The 22,351-nt window shown below is 72.9% G+C and carries 20 protein-coding genes; 9 read left to right on the forward strand and 11 right to left on the reverse strand.

Annotated elements, in window-relative coordinates; genetic code table 11:
• Positions 1–115: 115 nt before the first annotated feature.
• Positions 116–1,495, forward strand: coding sequence for a DUF2079 domain-containing protein (locus AMK19_RS27905; RefSeq protein ID WP_143200431.1), 1,380 nt, complete (start codon positions 116–118; stop codon positions 1,493–1,495).
• Positions 1,496–1,540: 45 nt separating this feature from the next.
• Here the strand turns inward: AMK19_RS27905 and AMK19_RS27910 are convergent, their stop codons facing one another.
• Positions 1,541–2,761 carry a PucR family transcriptional regulator gene (locus tag AMK19_RS27910; RefSeq protein WP_083647425.1) on the reverse strand — a complete coding sequence of 407 codons (1,221 nt, stop codon included), beginning with the start codon at positions 2,759–2,761 and terminating at the stop codon, positions 1,541–1,543.
• 311 nt (positions 2,762–3,072) lie between these two features.
• Here AMK19_RS27910 and AMK19_RS27915 point away from each other — a divergent pair, with 311 nt between their 5' ends.
• Positions 3,073–3,507, forward strand: a complete 435-nt coding sequence (locus tag AMK19_RS27915; RefSeq protein ID WP_073816487.1) for an SsgA family sporulation/cell division regulator — start codon at positions 3,073–3,075, stop codon at positions 3,505–3,507.
• A 35-nt stretch (positions 3,508–3,542) separates the two neighbouring features.
• Here AMK19_RS27915 and AMK19_RS27920 read toward each other — a convergent pair whose 3' ends face one another.
• The 5 genes from AMK19_RS27920 to AMK19_RS37640 all read right to left on the reverse strand — a co-directional run bounded on the left by AMK19_RS27920 (position 3,543) and on the right by AMK19_RS37640 (position 7,789).
• Entirely contained in the window at positions 3,543–4,403 is an 861-nt protein-coding gene (locus tag AMK19_RS27920) for an ABC transporter permease (RefSeq protein ID WP_073816489.1), read from the reverse strand.
• Positions 4,363–5,208, reverse strand: a complete 846-nt coding sequence (locus tag AMK19_RS27925) for an ABC transporter ATP-binding protein (protein ID WP_073816492.1) — start codon at positions 5,206–5,208, stop codon at positions 4,363–4,365. The genes AMK19_RS27920 and AMK19_RS27925 overlap by 41 nt, the downstream gene beginning before the upstream one ends.
• Positions 5,205–5,723, reverse strand: coding sequence for a MarR family winged helix-turn-helix transcriptional regulator (locus AMK19_RS27930; RefSeq protein ID WP_083647426.1), 519 nt, complete (start codon positions 5,721–5,723; stop codon positions 5,205–5,207). Before AMK19_RS27930 ends, AMK19_RS27925 begins: the two co-directional genes overlap by 4 nt.
• Positions 5,724–5,867: 144 nt before the next feature.
• Positions 5,868–6,674 (reverse strand): hypothetical protein, encoded by an 807-nt coding sequence (locus tag AMK19_RS27935; protein ID WP_073816493.1) that lies wholly within the window; start codon positions 6,672–6,674, stop codon positions 5,868–5,870.
• Between the two features lie 107 nt (positions 6,675–6,781).
• Positions 6,782–7,789: a transglycosylase SLT domain-containing protein gene (locus AMK19_RS37640; RefSeq protein WP_083647427.1), complete on the reverse strand. Its 1,008-nt coding sequence runs from the start codon at positions 7,787–7,789 to the stop codon at positions 6,782–6,784.
• A gap of 225 nt (positions 7,790–8,014) precedes the next feature.
• Between AMK19_RS37640 and AMK19_RS27945 the strand changes: the two genes are divergently transcribed.
• Positions 8,015–8,284, forward strand: coding sequence for a GlsB/YeaQ/YmgE family stress response membrane protein (locus tag AMK19_RS27945; protein WP_073816496.1), 270 nt, complete (start codon positions 8,015–8,017; stop codon positions 8,282–8,284).
• 252 nt (positions 8,285–8,536) lie between these two features.
• Positions 8,537–9,934 carry an NAD(P)/FAD-dependent oxidoreductase gene (locus tag AMK19_RS27950; protein WP_073816498.1) on the forward strand — a complete coding sequence of 466 codons (1,398 nt, stop codon included), beginning with the start codon at positions 8,537–8,539 and terminating at the stop codon, positions 9,932–9,934.
• Between the two features lie 78 nt (positions 9,935–10,012).
• Here the strand turns inward: AMK19_RS27950 and AMK19_RS27955 are convergent, their stop codons facing one another.
• Positions 10,013–11,332 carry a hypothetical protein gene (locus AMK19_RS27955; RefSeq protein WP_073816500.1) on the reverse strand — a complete coding sequence of 440 codons (1,320 nt, stop codon included), beginning with the start codon at positions 11,330–11,332 and terminating at the stop codon, positions 10,013–10,015.
• A 468-nt stretch (positions 11,333–11,800) separates the two neighbouring features.
• Between AMK19_RS27955 and AMK19_RS27960 the strand changes: the two genes are divergently transcribed.
• On the forward strand, positions 11,801–12,619 hold the full coding sequence (locus AMK19_RS27960) for an MBL fold metallo-hydrolase (protein WP_073816502.1): 819 nt from the start codon (positions 11,801–11,803) through the stop codon (positions 12,617–12,619).
• Positions 12,620–12,709: 90 nt separating this feature from the next.
• Here the strand turns inward: AMK19_RS27960 and AMK19_RS27965 are convergent, their stop codons facing one another.
• From AMK19_RS27965 to AMK19_RS27980, 4 genes are all read right to left on the reverse strand, one after another.
• Complete coding sequence (locus AMK19_RS27965) at positions 12,710–13,303, reverse strand: NADPH-dependent FMN reductase (RefSeq protein ID WP_073816503.1); 594 nt, start codon at positions 13,301–13,303, stop codon at positions 12,710–12,712.
• 181 nt (positions 13,304–13,484) lie between these two features.
• Complete coding sequence (locus tag AMK19_RS27970; protein WP_073816506.1) at positions 13,485–14,954, reverse strand: MFS transporter; 1,470 nt, start codon at positions 14,952–14,954, stop codon at positions 13,485–13,487.
• A gap of 250 nt (positions 14,955–15,204) precedes the next feature.
• Complete coding sequence (locus tag AMK19_RS27975; protein WP_073816508.1) at positions 15,205–16,950, reverse strand: S9 family peptidase; 1,746 nt, start codon at positions 16,948–16,950, stop codon at positions 15,205–15,207.
• Positions 16,947–18,272: a M20/M25/M40 family metallo-hydrolase gene (locus AMK19_RS27980; protein ID WP_206745154.1), complete on the reverse strand. Its 1,326-nt coding sequence runs from the start codon at positions 18,270–18,272 to the stop codon at positions 16,947–16,949. Before AMK19_RS27980 ends, AMK19_RS27975 begins: the two co-directional genes overlap by 4 nt.
• Positions 18,273–18,355: 83 nt before the next feature.
• Here AMK19_RS27980 and AMK19_RS27985 point away from each other — a divergent pair, with 83 nt between their 5' ends.
• From AMK19_RS27985 to AMK19_RS28000, 4 genes are all read left to right on the forward strand, one after another.
• Positions 18,356–18,907, forward strand: a complete 552-nt coding sequence (locus AMK19_RS27985; protein WP_073816511.1) for a helix-turn-helix domain-containing protein — start codon at positions 18,356–18,358, stop codon at positions 18,905–18,907.
• 226 nt (positions 18,908–19,133) lie between these two features.
• Positions 19,134–19,808 (forward strand): NAD(P)H-binding protein, encoded by a 675-nt coding sequence (locus AMK19_RS27990; RefSeq protein WP_073816513.1) that lies wholly within the window; start codon positions 19,134–19,136, stop codon positions 19,806–19,808.
• Positions 19,809–20,222: 414 nt separating this feature from the next.
• Positions 20,223–21,530 carry a helix-turn-helix domain-containing protein gene (locus AMK19_RS27995; RefSeq protein WP_073816515.1) on the forward strand — a complete coding sequence of 436 codons (1,308 nt, stop codon included), beginning with the start codon at positions 20,223–20,225 and terminating at the stop codon, positions 21,528–21,530.
• Positions 21,527–22,345 carry a class I SAM-dependent methyltransferase gene (locus tag AMK19_RS28000; protein ID WP_083647431.1) on the forward strand — a complete coding sequence of 273 codons (819 nt, stop codon included), beginning with the start codon at positions 21,527–21,529 and terminating at the stop codon, positions 22,343–22,345. Before AMK19_RS27995 ends, AMK19_RS28000 begins: the two co-directional genes overlap by 4 nt.
• Positions 22,346–22,351 lie beyond the last annotated feature (6 nt).

Below are 22,351 nucleotides of genomic sequence, written 5' to 3' on the forward strand. Positions count from 1 at the left end.
ATTCAATTCTGGCGTCCGAAAAGGTCGTTGACCGATGTGCCGGTTTTCTCCTGGCTGAAGAAATCCTCAGCTTCTTTCAGAATCGGCTCAGCGGGACTTTCCTAGCGTCGTCCGGGTGCGAATACTCTCCCGGGTCCGTCCGTGCTGGCTGCCGGTGCTGCCGGTGCTCCTGTTCCAGTTGGCGTTGTCGTTGCCCCGGCATTGGCGGATGCAGACCAACGGTTTCGACCTCGGCATCTTCGAGGAGGCGGTGCGCGGTTACGCGTATCTCGGGCCGCCGGTGGTCACGTTGAAGGGCGCCGGTTATGTTCAGCTGGGCGACCATTTCAGCCCGGCGCTGGCCGTGCTGGCGCCGTTCTACCGGCTGTGGCCGGCACCGGAGACGCTGCTGGTGGCGCAGGCGGTGCTGTTCGCGCTGTCGGTGGTGCCGGTCACGGACTTGGCGGTGCAGTGGCTGGGGCGTTCCCGGGGCGTCCTGGCCGGGCTGGCGTACGGGTTGTCGTGGGGGTTGTGGCAGGCGTCGCTGTTCGACATGCACGAGATCGCGCTGGCCGTCCCGCTGCTGGCGTGCACCACGGTCGCGCTGGCGCGCGGGCGGTGGCGGGCGGCGGTGTGCTGGGCGCTGCCACTGCTGCTGGTGAAGGAGGACCAGGGGCTGCTGCTGGCCGGCGTCGGCGGCTACGTCCTGCTGGTGGGCCGCCGGCGCGGGCTGGGCGTGGCGACGCTCGCGGCGGCCGTCCTCGGCACGCTGCTCACCGTGCTGGTGCTGATCCCGGCCGCGAACCCGCTGGACGCCTGGTCGTACGGTGCGACGGCGGCGCCCGGCGGCGGCGATCCGCTGACCCGGCTGCTGTGGCCCTCCGACAAGTGGTGGACGCTCGCCGCGCTGCTCGCGCCGACGCTGCTGCTGGCGTTGCGTTCGCCGCTGGTGCTGCTGGCGGCGCTGCCGTTGGCGGCCCGCTACTGGTCGTCCAACCCCGCTTACTGGAGCACCGGTTGGCACTACAACGCGGTGCTGATGCCGATCGTCTTCGTCGCCGCGCTGGACGGCCTGCGCCGCCTGCCCGCCCGGCCCGCGCTGCGGTTCGCGCCCGCCGCGATGCTCCTCGTGGCGCTCTGCGCCGCCCCGACGCCCGACCTCTCACGGCCCTCCGCCGACGTACTGACGGCCCGCCAGGTGCTCGCCACCGTGCCGGACGGCGCGCGGGTCGCCGCCGCCAACCGCCTTGCACCGCAGCTGACTTCACGCTGCACCGTGTCGCTCTTCCCGTACCTCACCTTCCCCTCCGACGCCGGCTCCACCCGCCTCTCCCCCGACGACCGCCACCCCCTCTTCCGCCCCGTCGCCGAATGGGCCGCCACTCTCGACGCCCCCGACGGCTTCCCCACCCCCACCCCCGCCGATCTCACCGCCCAGAACTCCCTCGCCACCGCCGGCTACCACCCCGTCGCCCGCGGCGCGGGCATCACCGTCTGGCACTGGCAACCGAGTTGACCGCGCCCGCCTGCCTGCCTGCCTGCCACCGACGCGGGCCGGAGGTCACTGCAAGGGGTCGCGCACCACGCCCGGGAGGTGCAGGACGGCTTGCAGGGCGACGTACAACTCGGCGGAGTCCAGGCGTCGTTCGAAGTCGCGGCCGGAGAGCTGTTCGATTCGGCGGAGTCGGTAGCGGATGGTGTTGGGGTGGCAGTGCAGGAGTTTGGCGGCCCGGTCGGCGGAGCCGTCGACGGTGAACCAGGTGGACATCGTGGTGAGCAGTTGGTCGCGCTGGCCGTCGGGGAGGTCGAGCAGGCGGCCGAGCACCTGGTTGCCGATCCGGGATGCGGTGGAGGGGGCGGAGGCGACCAGCATCGGCAGCGGGTTGGCGTCGAACAGCGTGACGGTCTCGTCGGGGCGGGCCGCGCTGGCCACCGCGACCTGGGCGAGGTGCAGCGCCTGCGGGGTCCGGTCGAGGCGGGTGTAGCAGGGGCTGACGCCGGCCCGGCGGACGGCCTGGCTGCGCAGCGCGTCGACGAGTTGGTCGATCGCGGCGGCGGCGCGCATCGAGACGATGCCGATGTGCGCGTCGGGGGTGAGCCGCCAGGCGGAGCCCATGTCGTGGGCGCGCAGCGCGGGTTCGATGTCGGGCAGGGCGTGCCGGGCGAGGCCGGGGGCGTGCGCGACGACCACGGCGAAGGTGCCGTCGTACGGGAGGGTGAGCATGTCGGCGGCCTCCAGCACGGAGCCGGGGTTGCCCATGCCGCCGCGCAGTACGACGTCGACCAGGGCCGAGCGCTCCTGGTCGCGGCGGAGCATCAGCAGGGCGGCGGCCCGGTTGAAGGCGTTGGTCATGGCGGTGGTGGATTCCTCGTTGAACCGCCAGACGTCGGTGGCCATCTGCACGAGTTCGGCGCTGCTGGCGAGGCCGTGGCGGAGCGACTCGGCGGCCATGGTCTCCCACAGGTGGGCGAAGCCGATCCGGAACGCGGACTGCACGGTGGCCAGCGGGACGCCCTGTTCGGCGCGCCGGCGGCCGGTGCGGCGCGGGGCCTCCAGGCTGAGGCCGTCCTCGTGGGCGAGCCGGCGCAGGGTGAACTCGATGTTGCTGCGGACGGATTCGCCGAGGTCGCCGGCGGGCAGCGGCCCGGCGGTGCGGTACACGCTGATGCTGTCGCGGATCCGCCGGACCGTTTCCTCGGTCAGCCACGGCAGTCGCTCCAGCAGGTGGCCGGCCAGTCGCGCGGCGGAATCCACCGGCGCCTCGGTGAGTCGGGTGACCATGCGGTGAGCCTAGGCGGCGCACGGTGGCGCGTGTGCTCGGCACGGGGGCGCGCCGGTCGCCGGGCACGCCCTCAGGTGCCTCTCGGGGCATTGACGGAACGGTCGTTCGAACGGTGACTCGGGGCACGGACCTTGACGCTTCGTCAGCTCTTCGGCGCTCGGTCTTTGTCCCGGCCCACAGGCGGCGGCGGCCCCGGCTGTCGGCCGCGACAGCGTTGGCGTCCACGGCCCCGGGCGCGCGCGGGGCGGCCCTACTCTCGGGGCAGTCCCGCCCGGAGCCGCCGGGGCGGCCCGAGTGGAAAGACACCGCGATGGAGAGCCCCGCCGAGCTGTGCCTCGATCTGGTGCTGGATCTGCTGCTGTCGCCGGAGGAGGCGTTCCCCGTCCCGGCGCGGCTGCGGTACGCCGCCGACGACCCGTACGCGGTGCACGTCGCGTTCCACGTCGACTCGGCGCAGCCGATCGGCTGGTACTTCGCCCGGGACCTGCTGCTGCACGGCCTGCTGCGGCCGACCGGCCTGGGCGACGTACGGATCTGGCCGACCGTGGTGGACGGCCGCCGCACCGTCACCCTGATGCTCTGCTCGCCCGACGGGGACGCCTTCCTGCAGGCCCCGGCGGCACGGCTGGCCTGCTGGGTGCGGCAGACGCTGCGACTCGTCCCGCCCGGCGGCGCGGCCGAACGGGACCGGGTGGAAGGCGCGCTGGACGCCCTGTTCGCGGCGAACGGCGCCCCGGAGGCGTGACGGGCCCCGGCTCGGCGGGCCCGGGCCCCAGTGGCTCAGCGGGCCAGCCGGCCGAGCAGGCCGGACGCGGCGGTGATCCCGACGACGGTGGCGAGGGCCAGCACCCCGAAGTCCAGCGCCAGGTGCGACGGGGTGCCGATCAGCAGGCCGCGCAGCGCGTCCACCTGGTAGCTGAGCGGGTTGGCCCGGCTGACCGCCTGGAGCCAGCCGGGCATCAGGTCGACGGGGTAGAGCGCGTTGGAGCCGAAGAACAGCGGCATGGTGATGGCCTGGCCGATGCCCATGAGCCGGTCCCGGGTGAGCACGATCCCGGCGATGGTCATCGACAGGCAGGAGAAGAACGCCGAGCCGAGGATCACCGCGACCGCAACTCCCGCCAGCCGCAGCGGATTCGCCGTCATGCCGACGCCGAGCAGCGCGGCCAGCACCACCACCACGGCGGCCTGGACGACGGCCTTGACCCCGGCGGCGAAGGCCTTCCCGGTGACCAGCGCGGCCCGCGGGGTGGGGGTGACCAGCAGCTTGGTGAGGACGCCGGCGTCCCGCTCCCAGATGATCATGATGCCGTAGAAGATCGCGATGAACATCGCGGACTGGGCGATGATCCCGGGCGCCAGAAAGTCCAGGTACGGGATGCCGCCGGTCGGAATGGCCTTCAGCCGGGTGAAGGTCTCGCCGAAGATCAGCAGCCAGAGCGCGGGCTGGACGGCCCGGGTGTACAGCTCGGTGCGGTCGTGCCGGAGCTTCTGCAGCTCGACGGCGCACATCGCGACCACCCGGGCGGGCACCACGCGCCACCCGGTACGGGCTCGCGGCGGCACCAGCAGCAGGCCGAATTCGGGGCCGGCCGCGGCCTCAGCCGACGCGGCTCGCGGTGCGGCGGGTACGGCGGACATCTCCGAAGTCTCCTTCCTTGGCATCGGTCAGCGTGCGGCCCGAGAAGTGCCGGAACACGTCGTCGAGGGTGGGCGCGGCCAGCGCCGGGTCCTCGGCCGTCACCCGGGCCTTCAGCTCGGCGGGCGTGCCGAGGGCGCGGATCCGGCCGCGGTCCATCAGCGCGACGCGGTCGCAGTGCCGGTCCGCCTCGTCCATGTAGTGGGTGGTGACCAGGACGGTCATGCCGGTGGCGCGGCGCACCGCGTCCACCCGGTCCCAGACGCCGGCCCGGGCGATCGGGTCCAGCCCGATGGTCGGCTCGTCCAGCACCAGCAGACGCGGGGCGCTGACCAGGGCCTGGGCGAGTTCGAGGCGGCGCACCATGCCGCCGGAGTAGGTGCCGACCATCCGGTCGGCGGCCTCGGTCAGGTCGACGGCGGCCAGCGCCTGGGCGACCCGTTCGGACCGTTCGGCGCGGGCGACGTCGTAGACCCGGGCGAACAGTTCGACGTTCTCCCGGCCGGTCAGCCCCGCGTCGGCGGACAGCTGCTGCGGAACGTAGCCGAGCAGGCGGCGCACCGCGCTGCGGTCGGTGTTGCAGTCGTGGCCGAACACCGCGACCATGCCGCGCGCGGTCGGCAGCAGGGTGGTGATGGCGCGGATGGTGGTGGTCTTGCCCGCGCCGTTCGGCCCGAGCAGCCCGAACACCTCGCCGGCCCGCACCGTCAGGTCGATGCCGTCCACCGCCCGGGTACCGGCCTTCTTCCGGCCGTGCTCGAAGGTGTACGTCAACGCGCGGCACTCGACCGCGACCCGGTCGTTCATACGATCGCACTCCCGTCGCCCGCTCCCACGTCCGCTCCCACGTCCGCTCCGCCGTCCGCTTCGCCGTCCGCTCCGAGGTCCGCTCGACCGCGCAGGCCGGTGGCGACCGCCCGCAGCGCGGGCATCGCCTGCGCCAGTGCGGCCCGCTGGTCGGCGGGCAGGTCGGCCAGTACCTCGGCGACCAGCGCGGTGCGCCGGGCCCGCCAGTCGGCCAGCCGCCGGGCGGCCTCCCCGGTGGCGTACAGCAGCGCCGCCCGCCGGTCGGTCGGGTCGGTCTCCCGGCGCAGCAGGCCCTGCCCGACCAGCTGGTTGACCAGGGTGGAGACCGAGTTCCCGGCCAGGAACAGCTCCTCGGCGGCGTCCGAGACCCGCAGGCCCGGGCTGTCCACGACCAACCGCAGCAGCTCGACCTGGGCGCCGCGCAGCGGCGGGTGGGCCAGGCCGGAGCGCAGCCGGCGGCGGATCAGCCGTTGGATGCCGACCAGCAGGGCGGAGAACTCCTCGAGGTCGTCCACACTTTCGAGGTTAGCTCTGAGTAAGAGGTATTCGGGAGGGTGCGGCGGGCAAAACCCCGGCCAAGAACGGCCGCGGGCAAGACGGCCGCGGGCCGGCCTCCCCGAGGGGTGGCCGGCCCGCGACTGCGTGTGCTGTGGTGCCGGTCAGCAGTCCTTGTAGGCGGTGCAGACCGGCGTGGCGAGCGCCTTCAGCACGGCGCTGTCGGCGGGCGCGGACCAGGCGGTCTTCGGGTGGGCGCCCTTGGCGACCTGCGCGTGCAGAGTGAGCTCGGCCAGCGCGCCGCCGGAGGTGGTCAGGTACTCGTGGACCTGCACAGTGCCGCCGTCGGCCTGCGGCAGTGTCACGGTCGCCGCCAGGAACTCGCTGTCGTCGCCGGTGATGTCGACCTTGGCCCCGGGCACGGTGGCGGTGCAGGCCTTCACCTCGTCCTTGACCGCGCCGAGCAGGCCGTACGCGGACTGTGCGGCCGCGCTGCTCTTGTTGGCGTCGCCGAAGCTGACGATGCTCTGGGCGGCCTGCCAGTCGCCCGCCGCGCCGCCCAGCGAGGCGGTGTCCAGGCTGTCGAAGGCGTCGGCCCAGTCGGCGGAGCGCTTGCCGTGGCAGAGCTGCTCGATCCGGAACTGCCCCTTGGCGCCCAGGCTCTTCGCCGAGGACGCGCCGGCCGTCCAGTGCAGCGCCGCGTTCAACGGCACCTGCTGCGGGGTGATCCAGGCCGCCGCCGGCACCGCCGACGCCTTCCCGCCGCCCGCCGGCGCACCGGTCTGCTCGGGCTTCGGGCTCTCGGACGAGGACGCACCGGCGGACGACGACGGCGCGCCGGTGGCGGCGGGCGGCGCGGCGGCCGTCTTCCCGGCGTCGCCCCCGTCCGTGCCGTCGGGGTTGCAGGCCGTCAGGACGGCCATGGCGGAGAGGCAGACTGCCGCGGCGGCGGCGAGACGGAGCGGACGCACGTGGATTCCCGGGGGTCGAGAAGGTCGGTGGGCGGTGGTACCGGGCGGACCCGCGCGCCGCGACCGCCCGGCGAACGAGCGGTCGCAGCGCGCGAGTTGACGGAGGATCAGTAACCCTTGGCCGGACGGTTCGGGTCGGCCTGCTGCACCTTGGACGCCAGGTCGTGGCCGTCCGCCGAGACGTGGTACCGGCCGCGGATGTAGTTCATCGAGGCCGCCACGTTCGCCACCGGGTCGTAGATGTCGGTGGAGGTGCCCTTGACGTGGTTCTCCGCGAAGGTCGTCGGAATGACCTGCCAGGCACCGCGCGAGCTGCCCAGCGGCGCGCCGTCGGCCTGCTTCGCGCCGTGGGCGTTGGTGTCCCACAGGTTCACCTGCGAGGTGGGGATGTTGTACGTCGACTCGCGCTTGGCGATGGTCAGCATGCCCTTGGTCCACGCCTCGCGGGCCGCCGGGTCGGTCACGCCCATCGCGTCCAGCGCCTGCGCGATGTACTCCCGCATGGCGGCCTCGCCGCTCTTGTACTTGCCCTTGCCGCCGTACGTGACCTCGCCGACCGGGATCTTGCCGGCGTGCGAGAGCTCGACCTTCGGGTCGTTGCCGCCGCTGCCGTGGTCGCCCCCGCCGCCGCCGCTGCCGTGGTCACCCGGCTTGTTCGGGCTCTTCGGCATCGGCGCACCGGGCTTCTTGGGCGCGGGCTTGCCCGTCGGCGTGTGCTCGCCGCCCTGGCCCGGGCTCTTCGGAGCGGGCTTCGTGGAGCCGGGCTTGGAGACGCCCTCGTGGGCCTTCTTCTCGGCCTCCTGGTACCGCTTGATCACGGTGCCGATCTTCTGGGTGTCCGCGGCGAGCTCCTTGGTGAGCTTCGCCTTGGTCGCCTCCAGCGCCGCGACCTGCTCGTTGATCGCGGCGACCTGCTGGCGGACCTGGGCCACCACCGCACCGAATCCGAGAATGTTGCCGAGCGCACCGGCGGCCAGGTCGGTGCCGACCGCCTTCATCATGACGCCCTTGATGCGACCGGTCTGCTGGGTCATCTCGTTCATTCGCTGCTGGATCGCCTGGAAGTCCTTCTGGATCTTCGCGAGCTCGCTCAGCGTGACGCCGAAACCTGCCATGTCGTGTCTGCTCCCCCGTCGAACCTGACGCCCGTTCAGTCGTTTATCCCACCACAGGCCCCGCGGCGGCAATCATCGGGGCCTTATCGAGTGCCGTCGCTACCCGTGACGCCGGCCCGGCAAACCACCTGACCGGGGCTTTCGCCGAGATGCCGAGGCGCGCCCGGCGGGCGATCATGGCCGTTGTGGACCGCCCTCCTGCGGTACCGGAAAGGCTGGGATTCGATGTTCCAACTCCTCTGGATTCTGCTGATCGGCTTCGTACTGGGTGTGCTGGCCAAGCTCATCCTCCGCGGCCCCCAGGCCATCCCGTGGTGGCTGACCATGCTCCTCGGTGCGGCCGGCGCCTGGCTGGGCAACGCGGTGGCCGGCTGGATCGGCGTCCGCCACACCTCCGGAATCGACTGGATCCGCCACGCGCTCCAGCTCGGCTTCGCGATCGTCCTGATCGCCTTCGTCTCCCCCGCCTGGAGCAAGTCCCACCCGAGCAGATGACGCCGCCACCCGGCCGTCACCGCCACCCGGCCGCTACCGCCACCGCCACCCGCCGCCCGCCGAGCACTCCGCTCGGCGGGCGGCGGCGTGTCCACGGGAGGCCGGTGCCGCCGCAGGTCCGCGGCGCCCCGGGCGTCCTTATGTCAACGCCATTGACGTTGGACGGCGGGGAACGGTCTGATGACGGCATCCGGGCCCCGCAGCCCCGCTCCGAGGCCCGGAATGCCCGTGCACCGCCGAAGGAGCCCCACCATGGCCGACCCCGTCCACGCCCTCCGGGACGCCCAGCCCGTACCGTTCTGGCTGGACTCCCCCGACCGGCCGGAGGCCGAATCCGCCCTGGTCGGCAGCGCCGAATGCGACCTGCTGGTGGTCGGCGGCGGCTACAGCGGCCTGTGGACCGCACTGATCGCCAAGGAACGCGACCCGTCGCTGGACGTCCTGCTGATCGAGGCCCGCGAGACCGGCTGGGCCGCCTCCGGACGCAACGGCGGCTTCTGCGAGGCCAGCCTCACCCACGGCCTGGCCAACGGCCACCAGCGCTGGCCCGGCGAACTCGCCGCCCTGGAACGCCTCGGCGCGGCCAACCTCGACGCCATGCAGGAGACCGTCCGCCGCTACGGCATCGACTGCGACTGGCGGCGCAGCGGCGCCCTCAACGTCGCCACCGAACCCCACCAGGTGGCCGAACTTCAGGAGTTCGCCCAGCTCGCGGCCCGCTACGGCAGCCGCCTCGACGTCCTGGACCGGGACGCGGTGCGCGCCGAGATCGACTCCCCGTCCTTCCTCGGCGGCCTCTGGGACCGCGACGGCGTCGCCATGCTCGACCCGGCCCGCCTCGCCTGGGGTCTCAAGCGCGTCTGCCTCGACCTCGGCGTCCGCATCCACGAGCACACGCCCGCCACCGCCCTCGCCGACACCCCCCACGGCCTGGCCGTCCGCACCCCCTACGGCCGGATCACCGCCCGCCGCGCCGCCCTGGCCACCAACGCCTTCCCCTCCCTGCTGCGCCGTCACCGGCCGTACACCGTCCCGGTCTACGACTACGCGCTGATGACGGAGCCGCTGACGGACGCTCAACTCGCCTCCGTCGGCTGGCAGAACCGGCAGGGCTGGTCCGACAGCGCCAACCACTTCCACTACGTGCGGCTGTCGGCCGACAACCGGATCCTGTTCGGCGGCTACGACGTCGTCCACCAGCACCGCGGCCGGATCGGCGCCGAGCGCGACCAGCGGCCGGAGACCTTCGCCACCCTCGCCCGGCACTTCGCCCGGACCTTCCCGCAGTTGGAGGGCCTGCGCTTCACCCACGCCTGGGGCGGCGCGATCGACACCTGCACCCGGTTCTCGGCCTTCTTCGACCTGTCGCACCGCGGGCGGGTCGCCTACGCCGCCGGCTTCACGGGGCTCGGCGTCGGCGCCACCCGGTTCGGCGCCGAGGTGATGCTCGACCTGCTCGCCGGGGGGCGCACCGAACGCACCGGCCTGGAGATGGTGCGCCGCAAGCCGCTGCCGTTCCCGCCGGAGCCGGTCCGCTCGATCGGCATCGGCATCACCCAGTGGGCGCTGACCCGGGCGGACGCCAACGCCGGGCACCGCAACCTGTGGCTGCGCACCCTCGACCGCTTCGGTCTGGGTTTCGACAGCTGACCGAAGCACCGCGGCCCCACCGGTCGCCGCCCGTCGAGCCCCGCGCCCGGCGGGCGGCGGGTTCCCCCGCCGGTCCGGTCAGAACCGGTTGCTGCGCACCGGGCCGGAGGAGCGGATCCGGTCCCGGCTGCCGGTCGCCCAGGTCGCGGCGGCACTGGCCGCGAACGCGGACAGTGCCTCGTCCAGGTCCGGCGGGGCCTCCCCGTCCCCCTCGTCCGGCTCGGCGGAGGCGGCGCGGATCCGCTCGGCGAGCTCCGCCGCCGGGCTGTCGTCGGCCGGCCCCCGTCCGACCGGGCCGTCCTCGCCGACCCGCATGCCCGGCGCCCACGGCGGGACCACGTGCTGCACCAGCAGCCCCGTGACGTCCGCCGAGACGGCCGGCGGGTCCGTCCAGCACGTCGCGTGCTCGTACAGCACCTCGCCCGGCGCGCGCTCGTGCAGCGCCCCCACCACGTCCTGGTCGCACTCGTTCAGGTCGTAGGCCACCACCAGCGCGTCCGCCGCCCCCTCGCCCGGGCGGTACGGGGCCGCGGGCAGGCCCAGCAGCGCCGCGGCCGCCAGCCCCAGTGCCGCGCTGCCCCGGTCCGGCAGCAGCGCCACCGAGGTCGGGCGGCGGCCGGTGGCGGCCAGCACGGTGCGCAGCCGCTCCAGGCCGTACCGGCAGTTGTCGTACGTGTCGCCCAGGTACGCCCAGCGGCCGGCCATCCCCGCCGCGTAGCCGTGCGGCGAGCGGGTGGCCAGCAGGCCGCCGGTCAGTGTGAAGTGCCAGCCGCGCAGGTCCGTCGGCCCGGCGGGCGGGACGGCCGCGGCGCGGGCCAGCGTGCGACGGATCCGGTCGGCGGCGGGCGCCCAGGTGTCGTCGTCCGGCGCCGGCAGGGCGTCGAACACCTCGCGGGCCGACTCGACCCGGCCGTCCATCAGCGCGTTGTGCGCCAGCAGGTAGCCGTCCGGCCAGTCGCCGGTGATCGCCCGGTACTCCTGGAGCACCTCGACGGCCTCGGCGTGCCGCTCGCCGTCCTCCAGCGCGACGACCAGCTCCAGCAGCACCTGCCGCGGGGCGACCTGCTGCCCGCCGCCCCGCCCGAACAGCTTTCGCTTCACCGGCACGGCACTCGCCCGCAACGCTTCCCGCAGCGCCGGGACCGCCGGCTCCGACAGCCCGTGCTCGATGCAGGCGTACCCGTACGCGTACAGCGCGCCCGCGTCCGTCGGCCGCGCCGCCAGCGCCCCGGCCGCGCCCGCCAGCTCCTCGATCTCGACGAGCTCGGCCAACTTCCGCACCACTGGCGCGACTTCGGCAGCCGCCAGCCCGTCGGCCACCGCCCTCAGCTCCCGCGCGACACCCTGCGGGTCACCGGCCTCGAGCAACTCCCACGCCTTGGCGAGCTCGGAACGCACGCAGTCTCCTCCTGATTCGAACCGTGCCACCCGGCCCACCCGGGATGCGCACACTCGCCCGATCATCGCTGCCGCGGGGCCGCCGGGCGAAACCATTTTCGCGAGCCGGTGCGCACCCGCTCGCACCCGCTCACGCGGCCGGCCGCGAACCCGAGGCGACTGCGGCGGCAACGGCCGGCGGGTCCGTCAGCGGGCGGCCGAGGAGGTTCGACAGGTCCGGACCCGTGGCATGACCCGGTTCACCGCGGGCCAGGTCGCCCGGATGTCCTCCTCCTGGGCCGCCTACCGGGCCTGACGCCCCACCGACCGCCCGGACGCCGACGGGGTGGGGGTCACGAACGGGTGATGTTGGGGGGTTCGGGCGGTGGCGGGGCGGATGGCGGGTCAGCATCGGGGGTGTCCGCCGGGGTGGGGCCCTCGGGGTCGGCGGGCGGGGGGGAAGAACATGCTCAGCACGATGGAGGTTCCATGCGTTTGGTCTCAAGTGGCCGGCTCCACGCCACGTTCGAGCTCGGTGATCTGCAGGTGGTGTCGCTGCGGGACGGGTACATCGACATGCCGCCGACCCGGCTGCGCGGCACGGACGGGCGGGCGCTCGACGAGCTGCCGCCCGAGGTTCCGCTGGCGGACGAGAATCTGCGGTTGTCGGTGAACGCCTTCTTCGTCACCGACGGCACCTGGTCGCTTCTCGTCGACACCGGTGCGTCGAACGTCTGGCACGTTCCGGGCATGGGGCGGATCTACGAGGCGCTGGAGGAGGCGGGGGTCGAGCGGGGCTACATCACCGATGTGGCCATCACCCACCGGCACGAGGACCATGTGAGCGGTCTGATCGCGCCGGACGGTTCGGAGGCGTTCGCCAAGCTCGAACGGGTGTGGATCGGCGCGGCCGACGCCTCGGTGTTCACGGGACGGCTGGAGCCGATCCGCGAGCGGGTGGTGCCGGTGTCGGAGCAGGTCGCGATCAACGACTGGGCGACCGCGCTCCCGGCGCCCGGCCACACGCCCGGGCACACCGTCTACGAGATCAGCAGCGGTGGCGAACACCTGCTGGTGTGGGGCGACACCGTGCACGTGCCGACGCTCCAGTTCGACCGGCCGGAGGTGTCCTGGGAGCTCGACGGCGACCAGTCCCGGGCCCGGGCGGCGCGGGCGGCGCTGCTGGAGCGGCTGTCGCGGCCGGGCCACTTCGTGGCGGGGGCGCACCTGGACTCCCCCGGCATCGCGCGGGTGAGTCCGTCCGGCGACGGCTACGCGCTGGAGTACCTGGCGGCGCCGATCAACTGACCCGGCGTGCGGCGGCCCCGCACCGGCGGTCGGGGGCGAACGCTCCGGGAAACAGCGCGTTCCGGCGGCGCCCGTCCCCGTTCGCGCTGCTCAGAGGAGGCTTGCGGTCGGGGTCGCGGCGAGCGCGCGCTGGGTGGCGAACTCGACGACCTGGGCGGCGATTTCCTCCAGCTGTGCCCGGACGTGGTCGTCCTTGCAGTCCCCGGCGGGCGAGAAGCGGGTGGTCGAGGTGTTGATGGCGGCGCCCAGCGGGGTGGGCCAGCCGCGCAGGGCGTGGGTGACGTCGCGCAGGGCGGCCAGCGTGGCGACGGCGCCCTGCCAGCCGTTGGCGACCGCGACGCATCCGACGGCCCGTTCGCTGAAGTAGGGGCGGGTGTCCTCGCGCAGTTCCTCGACGTAGTCGAGGGCGTTCTTGACCAGGCCGGATATTCCGCCGTGGTAGGCGGGACTGGCCAGGACGAGGGCGTCGGCGCCGGCGATGGCGGACAGCAGCTGTCTGGCCTGCGGGGTGGTGCTGCCCTGCCGGGGGTCGTACAGCGGCATGGACAGTGCCGGTCCGGCGATCAGCTGCACTGATGCGCCGCGCTTCGCCGCCGCGTCCAGGACGATCCGCAGGGCTTTCTCGGCTGTGGATCCGGGCCGGCTCGAACCGCCGACACCGACCACGTTCACGATCCGGTGCACTGGTGGCGCCTCCTTCTCTTTCGGGGATCTCGGGGTGTTCGCGGCGCGGGGTGCGGTAGTAGGGGCTGACGGGGAGTCGGATTGTCGGGCGGCAGCAGAAGGTGATTCCACTCCTGCGTGGTGAACACGGAGTGGAACCACCTTCTGCCTGTTCATGTCACGCGACTGCGCGGCCGAACGGTCACACCGCCGACGCCACGCCGTCCTGACGCTCGGTCTCCTCCGCGGCGGGAGCCACGGGGGCGCGCCGGAAGTTCGTCACGACGAGCAGGATCAGCACGATGCCGGCGACGGTGGCCCACATGGCGGTGCGCACCCCGTCGGAGGTGGCCACGCGCAGCGCCTCGCCGGTCAGGCCCTCGTGGCCGGAGTTGGCGATCGCCACCAGGACTGCCAGGCCGACCGCGGCGCCGACCTGCTGGCCGGTGGAGGCGACGCCCGAGGCGATGCCCTGGTCCTCGGACGCGACACCGGTGGTCGCCGCCGCGTACATAGCGGTGAAGATGGTGCCCTGGCCGAGGCTGAGGATGAGCACGCCCGGTACCAGCTGCAGGTAGGTGCCGCTGGGCGAGACGGAGAACGCGAACGCGACGGTGCCGATCAGGCCCAGCAGCAGGGCGCCGGTCAGCGTGGCGCGCACGCCGAAGCGGGTGGCCAGCTTTCCACCGGACAGGTTGCCGATGAGGACGCCGACGCACGGGAGCAGGAAGGCGATGCCGCTCTTGGTGGCGGAGTAGCCGTGCACGCTCTGGAAGTACAGGGTGAAGAAGTAGGGCAGTGCGCCGAACGTCCCCATGAAGATGAAGGTGACGACGGTGCCGGTGCTCAGGTTGCGGTTGCGGAACAGGCGCAGCGGCAGCAGCGGGTCGCGGCCGCGGCCTTCGACGGTGAAGAAGATGCCGAGGATCACCACGGAGATGGCGGCGGTGACCAGGATCGTCGGGGAGGTCCAGCCGGACTCGGGGCCCTGGACGAGGGTGAAGACCAGCAGGGTCGATCCGACGGTGGCGGTGAGGGCACCGGGGAGGTCGAACTTGCGTCCGCTGACGCCCTGGTCGGTGTCCTTGGGGATGATGAGGAAGGCGAGCAGCATGGCGCCGCCGGCCAGCGGGACGTTGGCGAAGAAGATCGACGCCCAGCCGAAGGCGCCGGTGAGGACGCCGCCCAGCAGGGAGCCGAGGATCATGCCGCTGCCGCCGGCGCCGCCCCAGATGGCCAGGGCGCGGTTGCGCTCGGGGCCTTCGGCGAAGGTGGTGGTGACCAGGGACAGGGTCGAGGGAGCCAGGAAGGCGCCGCCGATGCCCTGGACCGCGCGGGCGACGATCAAGGTGGTGGGGTCGCCGGCGAGTGCTCCGGCGAGCGAGGAAGCGGCGTAGAGGAACAGGCCGAAGGTGAACATCCGGCGGCGGCCGAAGAGGTCGGCGGCGCGGCCGCCGAGCAGCAGGAAGCCGCCGAAGGCGACGGCGTAGGCGCTGACGACCCACTGGAGGGTCTGGGCGGAGAATCCGACGCCGGTCCGGATCTCGGGGAGTGCGACGAAGACAATGCTGTAGTCAACAGCGTAGATGCACTGGGCGAAAGCCAGCAGTGCCAGGATCAAGCCGAGGCGTCGGCGAGGTGGCGCAGTGGCGCCGGCGACTGCAGAAGGCATTGGTGTGCCTGTCCCTTCCGGGTTTATCGGGTGCGTGTCAGTGGTGCGGCGGGTGCGACGGGCTGGTGCCGGTCGGCGGGGCCGCGCTGGTGTGCCCCTGCCGGTACGGCGGGGCGGGTCTGGTGGCAACGTGCCCGCGGGCAGCGTTGTGGGCCGTGTTCATGGATGCGTGCCCCCTCGGTCGTGTGTGGTGCGGGGCGGGTGGCCCCGGGTGGGCGGCGGTCTTCGCCGGCCTGGTCGTGCCGCTGCGTCACGGCTTGAGGTGGTCGTGGAACCACTGGGTGAAGGCCGCGTCGAGTTGGTCGCGTTCGTCCCGGTCGTCGGGGAGGTGGCCGCGGGAGAGCCGGATGAAGCGCACGGTCTTGCCCAAGTCGGTGAGTGTCCGGTGGAGTTGCTCGGTCGCGTTGAAGGCGACGGTGGTGTCGCCCTCGGCGTGGGCGAGCAGCAGGGGGGCCTGGATGGCGGCCGCGTGCGTGAGGGGGCTGGCGTCCCTGAGTCTGGCGAGGTCCTGCGGGTCGTCGACGTCGCCGATCCATTCGGTGACGCGGCGGCTCCAGGTGGGCGGCAGGGCGCGGATGTCGCTCTCGAGGTCGGCGGGTCCGCAGATGGCGATGCCGGCGCGCCAGTGGTGGGGCAGTCGGGACAGGCAGCTGAGTGCGGCGAAGCCGCCGTAGGACATGCCGTGGACGCCGAGGCGGTCGCCGTCCACCCAGGGCAGGCTGCGCAGGTAGTGGGCGGCGGCGTCGAAGTCGGCGAGGTCGCCGCGGCCCCAGTCGCGGTAGATCAGGCGCTGGTAGGCGAGTCCCCGCCCGGTGGAGCCGCGGACGTTGGGTGCCAGGACGGCGATGCCGGCGCGGACCAGGCGCTGGATCAGCGGGTCGTGGACGGGCAGGGCCGCCCATTCGGGGCCGCCGTGGATGGTCAGGACGGCGGGGACGGGACCCGTCGTGTGGGCCGGGCGGTAGAGCAGGCCGGTGATTTCGAGGCCGTCGGCCGAGGTGAAGCGGACCGTCTGCGGGACGACCAGGTCGTCGGGCAGGTCGTCGCCGAAGCGGCTGAGCTGCTGGGTGCGGCCGGTGTCCGGGTCGACGGAGAAGAACTCGGTGGCCCGGTCGGAGGCGCCAACCTGGGCGAGGAGGTGTCCGGCGGCGCTGAAACGGGGGACGAAGCCGTCGTAGCCGAAGGGCTGGGAGGCGAATCCCGGCAGTTCGATGCGGGTGTCGTGGTTGCACAGGACGGTGCGCTGGTCGTCGGGTAACGCCCACAGGACCCGGTCGGGGCCGACGACGACGTTCTCGATGTCGGCGTCCGGGGTGGCGATCCACCGCAGCGGGCGGCCGGGTTCGAGCAGGGCGACGCCGAGGTGGTCGCGGCCCTCGGTGGTGCACACGTAGATGCCGTCCTCGTTCCAGCCGCCCGGCTGGTACTTGGCGGGGCCGTCGTGCGGGGTGAGGTGCTCGGTGCGGCCGGTGACGAGGTCGCAGGCGTACAGGTCCTGGTCGGTGTTCTGGTGGAACTTCAGGACCAGGAGCCGGCGGGAGTCGGGCGAGAAGCAGACGGGCACGTAGCGGTCGTCGCCCTGGAGGACCATCGTGGACTCGCCGGTTTCCAGGTCGCGCACGTAGACGTCGAGGCAGGTGACGTCGCGTGCGCTGGTGGCGTAGGCGAGCAGCCGGCCGTCGGGGCTGTAGGGGGTGCTCGCGGTGGAGTACGGCACGCCTGTCTCGCGGCGGATGCCGGGTTCCTGCGCCAGCCACTCCACGTCGCCGGTGGCGGGGTCGATCTCGGCCAAGCGGTAGTCCTGGCCGCCGGTGACGTCGACGACGGCGAGCAGGCGGGTCTCGTCGGGCCGCCAGGCCAGGCGGGTGACCGCGCCGTCGATCGGCAGGACGCGCCGCCGGCCTTCCCAGGTCTGGAACCAGGGCTGCGGGCGGCCGGACTCGTCGCCGACGTACGCGAAGCCCTCCTTGGCGGGCCAGGCTCCCCAGAGACTCATGAGTGCGCCGCCAGGGCGAGTTGGATGGTGGCGGCGGCGACGATCCCGCGGCGGAACCGGTCGAGCTCGAGGTTCTCGTCGGGGGCGTGGTTGGCTTCGTCGGCGTTGGCGAGCGGCACCCCGTAGCAGGGGCAGGCGAGTTCGTCGCTGAGGACGGCCATCGGCAGGCTTCCGCCGAGGGACGGCACCAGCAGGGGCCGCTGGCCGAGGACGTCCTCGACCGCCTGGAGGATGGTGCCGGTATAAGGGGTCTCCGGCAGTGTGGTGGAGGGGGCCATGGCCGCGCCGGGGACGAATTCGACGTCGGGGGCGTGCTCGGCGATGTGGCGCCGGATGGCGTCGGCGACCTGCTCGGGGGTCTGGCCGCCGACCAGGCGGGCCTCGCAGCGGGCGACGGCGACGTCGGGGATCACCGCGCGGTGGTCGCCGGAGTCCTCGCAGCTGAGCGAGTTGACGGTCAGGGTGGGCCGGGCGAAGCGTTCGTGGAACCCGATGCCGGTGGGCGGTTCCATGCCGGTCGCGCCGATCGTCCGGAGCGTCGCGTCGACGTCGACGGGGAGGTCGGCCAGGGCGGCGAGCTGTCCGCCGCTCAGCGGGGGCACCTGGTCGGCGAAGCCGGGGACGGTGACGATGCCCTCGGCCGTGCGCATGGTTGCCAGCAGCTGCACCAGGGACCAGGCGGGGTTGGGCGCGACTCCGCCCCAATTGCCCGAGTGCAGAGGCCGGTTGGCGCCCCGGGCGCGAAGTTCGAACATCAGGATGCCGCGGACGCCGAGGACCACGCAGGATCTGCCGGAGTCGTCGACGGGGCCGTCGCTCCAGATCACCAGGTCGGGCCGGCCGACCTGGCGCACGGCCGCGGCGAGGTTGGGGCTGCCGATCTCCTCCTCGCCGTCGAGCAGGACCGTGACCCGGCAGGGGAACCCGCCGGTCAGGTCCCGCAGGGCGCGCAGTCCGAGGAGTTGGGCGAGGTGCTGGCCCTTGTTGTCCCCGGTGCCGCGGCCGTACATGCGGCCGTCGCGGATGGAGGGGACGAAGGGGGGTGTGGTCCACAGTTCCAGCGGCCCGGCGGGCTGGACGTCGTAGTGGCCGTAGATCAGGACGTGCGGTCCGGGGCCGTCGGCGGTGCCCACCAGTGCGGGCCAGCCGCCGGTTTCGACCTCGCGGGCCTCCAGGCCGGAGGCCCGTAACAGGCGAAGCCCGTGGGCGGCCGCTTCGGCCATGCCTTCGCCGGTACGGCTGACGCTCGGCCGGGAGATCCAGTCCGCCAGCTCGCCGTCCAGATCGCGGGCCTCGACCCACTCCTGGAGCTGCTTGATCACAGACCCTCCAACCGATTGCACAGAATGAAATCGATGTGCAGTCAAGCAAACTGACGGTGCGTTGGCAAGGTACAGTCCACGGTGTGGAAGCGACCATCGAAGACCTCAAAGCGCTCGGACACCCGGTACGCTGGCGCATTCTGCGGCTGTGCCTGGACCGCGCCTTCACCAACAAGGAGCTGTCGGTCGAGCTCGACCTCGCTCCCGCAACCACCCTGCGCCACGTCCGCGCACTGGTGAAGACCGACTTCCTGGTGGCGGAACCGGTCTGCACCGGCGAGCACGGCGCGCTGCAGCGGCCCTACCGGGCCACCGCACGCACCCGAGGACTGATCATTCCGCCCGACGAATCCGGCCTGGCCCAGCAGGTCGACCTGGCCGTACTGGGCGCCCACCGCACCGAGTTGATAGCCGCGGGCAAGGACTCCGGACGCGGCGCCAAGCGCGGGGTGCTGCGGCTGCGGCCCTCCTCGGTGGACTCGCTGCACCGCCGGATCGAAGCTCTGATCGCCGAGTACGCCGACGAGGCCGACGGCGAGCCGCTGAGCTACCTGTGGTCGTTGGCCGCCCGCCCGGCACTCGACCCCGACCCCCGCGAGAACAACAGGCCAGCAATGATTGACCGATCGCCGTGACCGGTGCTTGACTCAAGCACCATTCGAGTGAAACGCCCACCGCCGCCTCGGCGGCCGGAAGGGCGACAGCGCGATTTGCCTGTTCGAACGCGTGGGCCGGTGTCCGGGCCGGGCAATCCGCCGGCACGGACCATTGGCACGATGCAATCTTGGCGGGGCGGTTCCGCACGCCCTCGGCACTGAATCCGGGGAAACCCGGAGCATTGAATCCGGAAAAGGGTCACGAATGAAAATTGTCATTGCCGGCGGCCACGGGAAGATCGCCATGCGGTTAACCCGACGCCTCGCCCGACGCGGCGACTCCGTCGTGGGAATCGTGCGCAACCCCCGCCACATCGAGGACATCAGGAAGCTCGGCGGCGACGCCGCGCTGCTCGACCTCGAGCGCGCGACGGTGGACGAGGTGGCCGCGGTCGTGGCCGGCGCGGACGCCGTCGTCTTCTCCGCCGGCTCGGGCAACAGCGCCACCGCCGCCCGCCGGGACAAGATGGACCGCGCCGCCGTCGCGCTCGTCATGGACGGGGCCGAGAAGGCCGGCGTGCGCCGGTTCCTGCACGTCAGCTCGATCAACGTCGGGTGCGCCGAGGACCGCGGCATCGGCGAGGGCTACGCCGTCTACCTGCGGGCCAAGCACGGTGCCGAGCAGCACATCTTCGCCCGCACCGAGCTGGACTGGACCGTCCTGCGGCCCGGCGTGCTCACCGACGGCAACGGCGAAGGCACCGTCGAACTCACCGTCGGCGCCGAGGTGGCGCCCCGGGGCGCCAGGTTCGACCAGGTCGCCCGGGAGGACGTCGCGGGCGTCCTGGAAGCACTCATCGACCGGCCCGGGACCGCCGGCCGCATCTACGTGGTGGTCGGCGGACCGACCCCCATCGAGAAGGCGGTCGACGCCCTCTAACACGCACTGCGCGGACCACGCCCGCCGCCCCGGGACCCGGGGCGGCGCGGCACGGGCCCGCCACGGATTCCCGACGCCGGGAATCCGGGAATGCCGGCCGATCACAGCCCGGCCACAGCTCCTGCCGGACGCGATCCCGGCAGGCACGACACGGAACGCCACACGGACGGCGGTGCCCCACGCCCTGCCGGAAAAACGTGCGGGCGAAATTCCCTACCCTCCCCGCGCGGTTCCGATTCCGGCGGGGGCACAGCACGAAAGGTCTCCTTTCAACACACCGGGGGGTGCTTTGTTGTGCAATCAATTGCCGAGACAAGACCGGTGCATGGGCCCGGCATAGTGATCGTCGGCGACGGCACCGTGAAAACGGCACAGTCGAACAACCCGGACGCATATCGATTAGGCTCCCTCGCGGTGGTCGGACCGCCGCCCCACCGGTTTCTGGACGCCCGCACCCTGGACGCCCCGGCCGGCTGCACCCACTGGGCGGTGACCGCGGCGACCATCCCCTCCTGGGACGCGGCGACCGGCACCGACGCGGCCGCCCGCCCGCGCTTCGCGGACGACATCGACGGGCTCTCGGCCCGGGCCCACTGGGCCGGCCTGCTGCTCCTGGAGGGCTGCGCCGCCGAAGGCGCCGCCACCGAACCGGCCCTGCCCGAGCGGCACATGCTCGACACGGCGATCGGACCGGCCGTCACCACCCTGGTCGTCGCGGCCCGGGCGCCCCACTGGTTCGACCCGGAGGCGGCCGACCGGCCCGGCCCCGGCCGGCCCTGGTTCGCCGAGATCGGCTACGCACACTGCTTCGCCCTGCTGATGGCCGGTCAGGTGCGCCACGCCTGCCGGATCGCCGAGAACGGCTACCGCCACGAGGTGGCCGCCGGGAACACCGCCCTGGCCGACGGCTGGCTGGCGATACGCGGCCGGGTCGCCGACGTGACCGGCGCCCCGCACCGCCTCGACCGCCCCACCCCGCACCTCGTGCTGGCGCCGCGCCCCGCCGCACTCGCCGTCTTCGGCGACCAGGCCGACGCCCGCCAGGACAGTCGGCACGAGAACCGTCTCTTCCTGCCCTGGTCGACCCTCAGCCGGGCCTGGGCCACCGCGGCCGGCGGGAACACCACCCTCGCCGCCCGCCAGGCCCTGGCCGCCGCCGACATCGCCATGGCCCTGGGCCAGTACGCCGTCGAAGCCACCGCGAGCTACGACGTGGCCCGCCTGGGCAACCCGCACGCCGTCCGGCACCGCCTGGCCGCGCTCATCGAACTGGTCCCCGGGCCGGTCGTGCCCGCCATGGCCGCCGCCGCGGCCGCACTGGCCCGCTCCGACCCCGCGGCACTGGACCTCGCCGGCGCGAAGTTCACCAAACTGGGCATGGACCTGCTCGCCGCGGAGACCGCCACCGCCGCGGCCGCCCTGCGCCGCACCCGCACCTCCCCCAGCTCCCTCGCCTGTCCGACCGCGACGACCCCGCTGCTGCAGCTGACCGCACCATTGGTCGACCTGACCAGCCGCGAACGGGACGTCGTCCTCCTGGCCGCGGGCTGCCTGACCAGTCCCGCCATCGGGCACCGACTGGCCCTGTCCGCCCGCACCGTCGACAACTACCTGGGCCGCGCCTACCAGAAGCTCGGGGTGACCAGTCGCCGCGATCTGGGCCCACTGGTCGTCGGCGACCGCACCCCGCCGCACATCCACGCCGAAGGGAAACAGCGATGACCTCCATGAGCGACCTCGAGAAGATATCGGCCAACCGGGAAGGCTTCAATCTGCGCGCCCGGGCGCACATGCAGTCCTCCTACTACAACGTCGAGCAGTTCAAGCAGGGCCACAACATGCTCCGCAAGCTGGAGCAGGAGGAGCTCGGCGACGTCAGCGGCAAGACCCTGCTCGAACTCCAGTGCCACATCGGCGTCAACTCGCTCTCGCTGGCCCGCATGGGCGCGAAGGTCACCGGCACCGACATCTCCGACGAGGCCATCGACATCGCCCGCGGCCTCGCCGCCGAGCTCGACCTCGACGCGCAGTTCGTCCAGGCCAACCTCTACGACCTGCCCAGCGTCCTCGACGGCCAGTTCGACATGGTCTTCACCGGCTACGGCACCCTGTCGTTCCTGCCCGACATCGACGCCTGGGCCAAGGTCGCCACGCAGTACGTCAAGCCGGGCGGCACCCTGACCGTGGTCGAGATCCACCCGATGCTCACCCTCATGGGCGACGTGGACGGCGAACTGCGGATCGCCCGCTCGCTGTTCCAGTCCCGGGACGTGCACCACGAGATGTCCTCCACCTACTCCGACCGGATCGAGGACGAGGTGGAGGTGGAGACCCACAGCATCTACGGCTGGCGCTGGAGCATCGAGCAGGTCGTCAACGCCCTCATCAACGCGGGCATGACCATCGAGCGCATCCGCGAGGTCCCCTACGACGCCCGCCAGCGGCTCCCGCTGATGGTGCCGGACGGCGACCACAACTGGCGCATCCCGGGCGACCCGATCCCGCTGTCCTTCTCCTGCATCGCCCGGCGGGCGTGAGCCGCG

The organism is Kitasatospora sp. CB01950, assembly GCF_001905465.1.
Lineage (GTDB): Bacteria > Actinomycetota > Actinomycetes > Streptomycetales > Streptomycetaceae > Kitasatospora.